The organism is Streptomyces sp. FH025, from assembly GCF_017427025.1.
GTDB lineage: Bacteria > Actinomycetota > Actinomycetes > Streptomycetales > Streptomycetaceae > Kitasatospora.
Window position 1 is genome coordinate 1 of sequence record NZ_JAFLNG010000457.1, and the last position, 6,302, is coordinate 6,302.

7 protein-coding genes are annotated in these 6,302 nt (G+C 75.1%); 3 read left to right on the top strand and 4 right to left on the bottom strand.

From position 1 onward, the window contains the following. Positions 1-269: 269 nt before the first annotated feature. On the top strand, positions 270-1,955 hold the full coding sequence (locus J0670_RS26640) for a TROVE domain-containing protein (protein ID WP_207814219.1): 1,686 nt from the start codon (positions 270-272) through the stop codon (positions 1,953-1,955). A 26-nt stretch (positions 1,956-1,981) separates the two neighbouring features. On the opposite strand, the gene J0670_RS26645 is transcribed toward J0670_RS26640, so the two are convergent. Genes J0670_RS26645 through J0670_RS26655 form a run of 3 tightly spaced genes read right to left on the bottom strand, consistent with a single transcriptional unit; the run spans position 1,982 to position 4,183 of the window. Then, positions 1,982-2,383, bottom strand: coding sequence for an NTP pyrophosphohydrolase (locus tag J0670_RS26645; RefSeq protein WP_207814220.1), 402 nt, complete (start codon positions 2,381-2,383; stop codon positions 1,982-1,984). 45 nt (positions 2,384-2,428) lie between these two features. Next, positions 2,429-2,839, bottom strand: coding sequence for a PPOX class F420-dependent oxidoreductase (locus J0670_RS26650; RefSeq protein WP_207814221.1), 411 nt, complete (start codon positions 2,837-2,839; stop codon positions 2,429-2,431). 27 nt (positions 2,840-2,866) lie between these two features. Continuing rightward, entirely contained in the window at positions 2,867-4,183 is a 1,317-nt protein-coding gene (locus J0670_RS26655; protein ID WP_374223170.1) for a D-alanyl-D-alanine carboxypeptidase family protein, read from the bottom strand. A 142-nt stretch (positions 4,184-4,325) separates the two neighbouring features. On the opposite strand from J0670_RS26655, the gene J0670_RS26660 reads away from it, so the two are divergent. Further along, the gene (locus J0670_RS26660) at positions 4,326-4,523 is read left to right on the top strand and encodes a hypothetical protein (protein ID WP_207814223.1); all 198 of its coding nucleotides are present in this window, start codon (positions 4,326-4,328) and stop codon (positions 4,521-4,523) included. A 7-nt stretch (positions 4,524-4,530) separates the two neighbouring features. Here J0670_RS26660 and J0670_RS26665 read toward each other — a convergent pair whose 3' ends face one another. After that, a complete protein-coding gene (locus J0670_RS26665; protein ID WP_207814224.1) occupies positions 4,531-5,355 on the bottom strand; it encodes a TetR/AcrR family transcriptional regulator in 825 nt (274 codons plus the stop codon). 80 nt (positions 5,356-5,435) lie between these two features. Here J0670_RS26665 and J0670_RS26670 point away from each other — a divergent pair. Then, on the top strand, positions 5,436-6,302 hold an 867-nt coding region (locus J0670_RS26670), incomplete at its 3' end, for a siderophore-interacting protein (RefSeq protein WP_207814225.1).

Consider the following 6,302-nt stretch of genomic DNA (forward strand, 5'->3'; position numbering starts at 1 on the left):
CAACGGCCGGACACCCGGCGACTTCGCACTCACCCCACAGCAGTCGGACGGCCCCGGCGATCGGTTCCCGTACGGTCCGAAAATCCCCGCCGAATAATCGGATGACGGCCGGCACCGCGACCGGGTAGCGTCCGGGACGGCGCCTCCCGATGCGCCCGGCCCCGGTTACTTCCTCTGACAAAAACACACCGGTGCCCCTTCTCTGATCCCGGGAGGCGCCCGTCTTCTTTCACGTCCTCACCTTCCCAGCCCATCAGGGGGACATCTGCATGACCCGGTTCAACCGCCAGCGGACGAAGGCCGACACCAGGGCCGAGATCCAGCGAGAGCTACCGGGACTCGTCAGGGGAGGGGCGGTCGCGCTCGCCACTCACGGCCAGTGGACTCCGCCTCAGCCCCGGCACCTCCGTTGGGCGGCCCAGGTCGGCCAGGTCGGCCAGGCCACCCCCGGCACCCTGGTCGCCAACCGCGAGGGCGGCCGCGGGTACGTCCGGGAGCCGAAGAGCGAGCTCTTCCTCCTCGCCGTCTCCCACCTGTTCGGGCACGAGAGCTTCTACGAGACCGCCGCCGAGCGCGACGAACGCTTCATCGGACTGATCCGGGAGCACGCCGTGAGCGAACCGCGGTGGACCCTCGGGCTGCTGCGCTGGCTGCGGACCGAGGCGCACATCCGCAGCGCCGCCGTGGCCGGTGCGGCCGAGTTCGTCCACGCCCGGGCCGAGGCGGGCCTCGCCGGGTACTCCCGCCAGGCTGTCGACGCGGTGCTCCAACGGCCGGACGAGCCGGGGGAGTTGCTGGCCCACTGGACCACCCGGTACGGCCGTCGGCTGCCCCAGCCGCTGCGCCGGGGCATCGGCGACGCCGTCCGTCGCCTCTACACCGGCCGCGCCCTGCTCAAGTACGACACCCCCTCGCACCGGTACCGCTTCGGCGACGTCCTGGAGCTGACCCACCCCGCGCCCGACCCGGCCAAGCCCTGGCAGGGCGCGCTGTTCCGCTACGCGCTGGACCGCCGCCACCGGCCGGGCAGCGCCGTCCCGCCCGCCGGCGAGCCCATGCTGGCGGCGCACCACGCCCTGCGGGCCGTCGCGGTCGACGACCGCTACGACCTGGTGACCGGCCCCGAGGGGGCCCGCCTGGTGGCGGAGGCCGGGATGACCTGGGAGGTGCTCGCCGGCTGGGTGCACGGACCGATGGGAGCCGCCGTCTGGGAGGCCGTGATCCCGTCCATGGGCGCCATGGCGCTGGTGCGCAACCTGCGGAACTTCGACCTGGCCGGGGTCTCCGACGAGGTGGCCGGGGAGGTGGCCCGCAGGATCGCCGACCCGGAGGAGGTACGGCGCTCCCGGCAGTTCCCGTTCCGTTTCCTGGCCGCCCACCGCACCGCGCCCTCGCCGCGCTGGGCCGACGCCCTGGAGGCGGCCCTCGGCCACTCGCTCGCTCGGGTGCCCGCGCTGCCGGGCCGCACCCTGGTGCTGGTCGACCGCTCCGCCTCGATGTTCGACCGGCCCTCCGCACGGAGCGGGCTCAACCGCGCGGACTCGGCCGCGATCTTCGGCACGGCCCTGGCCCTGCGCGCCGAGCGGGCCGACCTGGTCGAGTTCGGCAGCGACAGCCAGGCGGTCGAACCGGATCCCGAGGAGTCGGTGCTGCGAACCCTGCGACGCTTCCACTCCCTCGGCGGCACCCGTACGGGCGCGGCGGTCGAGCGGCACTACCGGGGGCACGACCGGGTGATCGTGGTGACCGATGAGGAGGCCCACTGGTCGGCGGCGGACCCGTTCGCCCCCGTCCCGGCCGAGGTGCCGGTCTACACCTGGAACCTGGCCGGATACGCCACCGGCCACACCGCCCCGGGCCCGCACCGGTACACCTTCGGGGGGCTCAGCGACGCGGCGTTCGAACTCGTGCCGTTGCTGGAGGCAGGTCATGCCGCCGCCTGGCCGTGGGAGTGAGCCGTGGGAGTGAGCCGTGGGAGCGGTCAGGGCCGGACGGTGCGCGGCCCGGTGACGGCGGCGCCCAGGGCGCCGACCCGGGTGCGCAGTTCGCGGTCGGCGGTGACGACCAGACAGGGCCGACCGGGGTGCTCGGCGTCGGCCTGCCGGACCAGCTCCACGATCCGGTCGTCGCCGCTGCCGCTCGCCGCGACCACCCGCACCTCGGGCAGGCCGCTCACGCCCCGTGCGGCGCCCTCGACCACCAGCACCACCTCCAGCGGCCCGGGCAGCTCCGGCAGGCCCCGTTCGGCGAGCGGCACCAGGGCGTCCCGCAGCCGTTCGGCGGCGCCCCGCCGGTCGCGCCACCAGCCGTCGGGCACCGAGCCGACCACGTTCGCGCCGTCCACCACCAGCAGGGGCGGCGGCGCGCTCTCGTTCCGTTCCATGGACGCCCAGCCTGCCACGGCCCGGCGGGCTGGCTCCGTGGAGCCTCAGGCCAGGGTGATCCGGATGCCGACGGTGCCGCGGTCGCCGCGCCGCAGCCGGCTGCCGAGCAGGGTGAGCACGCCGAGCAGGCCGTACTTCTGCCGCAGCAGGGTGCGGTAGGCGGCGGTGCGCTCGGGGGAGAGGATCTCGGCGGTCGCCGGGTACTGCTCGCCGGTCGGGCGGCCCTTGACGTCGCAGGGGCCGACCAGGACGTCCGCGCGGTTGCGGATCCGCTTGACCTTCCAGGAGTCCGCGACGGTCCAGATGCCGAGCGCCTCCCCGTCGCGGACCACCCACACCGGGGTCGGCACCGGGGTGCCGTCCTTCTTGTGGGTGGTGACGAGCAGGTAGCTCCCGGAGGAGAGGCTGACGATCCGGGCGAGCCGGTCCGCGGCGGCGGGGTCGGGCGTGGTCATGGCCGGAAGTCTAGAGCGCTCCGGTCGTCAGTCCTCGCGGCGGATGCCGCGCAGCAGCGCGCGGGAGCGCCGGACCAGCTGGCGGTGGGCACGGCCGCCGATGCCGGTGGAGCCGCCGTCCTCATCGCCGGCGCGACGGCGCCTGGCGGCACGGGTCGCGCCCCACACGGCGAGTGCGGTGCCGAGCACGGCGGCCGTCCAGGCGGCGGGCGCCAGGCCCGGGCCGTCGCTCTGGAAGGGCGGCCGGGACCACGGCGGCAGCTGGGCGTAGGCGGCCGCGGGGCCGTCGGCGGCGGGTGCGGTGTTCGCGGCGCCGGAGCCCTTCGGCGAGGCGAGGTCCTCGACCAACTGCCCGACCGGCTGGACCTTCCCGGCCGCCGCGAAGCCCCAGTCCAGCAGGCTGGCGGCCTCGTCGTAGACCTTGGTCTGCCGCTCGGGGTGCATCACCGTCACCAGCAGGGTGCGGCCGTTCCGTTCGGCGGCGCCGGTGAAGGTGGCGCCGGCGTTGGTGGTGTAGCCGTTCTTGACGCCGATCAGGCCGGGGTACTTGCCGAGCAGCCGGTCGGTGTTGGCGATGTCGAAGGAGGTGCGCTGCCCGGTGAGCTGGTCCATCCCGCCGGGGAAGTGGGCGGTGCGGGTGCCGCAGTACGAGCGGAAGTCGGCGTTGCGCAGCCCCGCGCGGGCGAAGAGGGTGAGGTCGTAGGCGGAGGAGACCTGGCCGTCCATGTCGTAGCCGTCGGGGGAGACGACTTGGGTGTCCTTGGCCTGGAGCGCCCGGGCGCGGGCCTGCATCTCGGCGACGGTCTGCTGGACGCCGCCGTTCATGCTCGCCAGGACGTGCACGGCGTCGTTGCCGGAGCTGAGGAAGACGCCCCGCCAGAGGTCCTCGACCCGGTACGACAGGTTCTCCTTGAGGCCGACCAGGCTGCTGCCCGCGCCGACGCTCGCGAGCTCGGCCGCGGCGACCTTGTGCTCGACGGAGCGGTCGAACTTGGGCAGCACGGTGTCCGCGAACAGCATCTTGAGGGTGCTGGCCGGGGCCAGCGGCAGGTGGGCGTTGTTGGCGGCCAGCACCTCGCCGGTGCCGGCGTCGGCGACCAGCCAGGAGCGGCCGGTCAGCTCGGCGGGCAGGGCGGGCGCCCCCTCCAGCGGCGCGACCTGGACGGAGTCGCGGCCGAGCCGCTCGCCGCCGACGGTGGAGGTGGAGTCCTGCGCGAGGGCGGTGGGGGTGCCGAGGGCGAGCACCGTGAGGGCGCCGAGGGCGAGCACCAGGGCCGCGCCGGCGGAGACGGTCGCGGCCCGGCGGATCTGAGGGGGCTTCCGCTGCCCATGCTGTGGCTGCACACGGCGAACGTACCCGGGCCGCCACCGGGTCGCCGTGCATGCTGCTCCGTCCGGAGCCACCCGGAAGGGGACGACTTTGGTGGTCCCGGGTCGCGCCGAAAGTCGGATGGGCGGACGGCGCCCGGTCCCTAGGCTCGACGGCATGAAGACGCTGCTCGGCTACCTCGGTTTCGTCCTGATCCTCGGCGGCGGCTCCGGTCTGCTGGCCGGCTGGCTCGGGGGCTTCCGGCTGTTCGGCTTCGTCCGCTTCCTGGTGCCGGAGGGCCACGAGACCGTCGGGTACGCGACCCTGATGGTGCTCGGCGTGCTGCTCGCGATCCCGTCCGCCCGGCGCGGCTGATCCTGCTCTAGCGCGTCGCGCCCGCCGCGCCCGCCGCGCCCGCCGCGCCCGTCGCGCCCGTCGCGCCCGTCGCGTCCGCCGCGCCCGCCGCCACGCCGTCGAGCAGCACCGTGAGGCCGCTGCGGAAGGCCTCCCGGGCGCTCTCCTCGGGTGCGCCGCCGGTGGCGCCCTGGAGCGCGGTCAGCAGCGGGAAGCGCTCCGGGAAGTCCGGGGCCAGCTCGGCGAGGCGGGCCGACCGGGCCTGCCACCAGTCCTCGTCGGCGACGCCGGTGGCGGCCGCCGCGCCGCGGGCGTCGGCGGCCGCGGCGGCGGTGCTGCGGACGAACTGCCACAGCGCGGCCACCGCCCCGCGCAGCCGCTCCGGTGCCAGTCCGGCCGGTGCCAGGGCGCTCAACAGGCCCTCCATCGCGGCGAGTTCGGCCGGGCCGAGGACCGGGCGGGCCTGCGAGACCTGGAGCACCCAGGGATGGCGCAGGTAGCAGGCGTACAACTGCTCGGCCCAGGCGGTGACGGCGGCCCGCCAGCCGTCCGGAGCCGGGGGCCCGCCGGGCAGCTCGGCGAGGACCCGGTCGTGCATCAGGTCGAGCAGCTCGGCCTTCCCGGGGACGTACGTGTAGAGCGCCATCGCGGTGCGGCCGAGCCGTTCGCCCACGGCGCGCATGGAGAGCGCGGCCATGCCCTGGGCGTCGGCGACCGCGATTCCGGCGGACACGATCGCGTCCACACTCAGGCCCGGTTTGGGGCCGCTGCGCCCGGCGCGCGGTTCCTCGGGTGCGCCCCAGAGCAGGGCGAGTGAGCGATGGGCGTCGCCCTGCCCGGCGTAGACGGTCATCCGGCATCTCCTTATGGCGTAAAGTAACCTCGCGACGGCAACTCTTTATGCCGTAAGGTTACCGACCGGAGGGTTTAGCCATGACACTGCCCGTCACCTTCGTCGAGGTCGTGGCGGTGCGCCGGATCACGCCGCGCACCGCCCGGGTCACCTTCGAGGCCGAGAGCCTGGCGGACACCGTCGGCACGGCGCCCGACCAGCAGCTCAAGCTCTGCTTCCCCCGCCCCGGGCAGTCGGAGCCGGTGCTGCCCGCGCAGCAGGACGACCCGATGGGCTGGTACCAGGCCTACCTGGCGATCCCCGAGGCCGAGCGCCCGCTGCTGCGCAGCTTCACCCTGCGCCGCCGGGAGCCGGGCACCCGGCGGATCGAGATCGACTTCGTGCTGCACGGCGACACCGGCCCGGCCTCCGCCTGGGCGCTGCGGGCCGCGCCGGGGCAGCGGCTCGGCATGGTCGGCCCCTCCGAGCTGTACGCGCTGCCGGTCCTCGTCCCCGAGGCGGGGGAGATCTTCGACTGGGTCCTGCTGGCCGGGGACGAGACCGCGCTGCCCGCCATCGCCACGCTGCTGGAGGCGCTGCCCGAAGGGGAGCGGGCGTTCGTCTGGATCGAGGTCGCCGACCGGGCGGAACGTCAGGAGCTGGAGAGCCGAGCCGACCTGGAGGTGGAGTGGCTGTACCGCGACGGCGCGACCCCGGGAACCGTGCTGGCCGAGGCCCTCGGGGAGTGGTGCGTGCTGCCGGCGGGCGAGCCCCTTGTCTGGCTGGCCGGTGAGGCCGCGGCGGTGCGGGCGGTGCGGCGGAGCCTGGTCGAGGAGCACGGGGTGCCGAAGGAGAACATCGACTTCACCGGCTACTGGCGCCACCGGCTGACCCAGGACGACACGCCGACCGCCGAGGACCTGGCGGACGCCCAGGAGCGCCTGGCGGGCTATCAGGAGCGGCAGGCG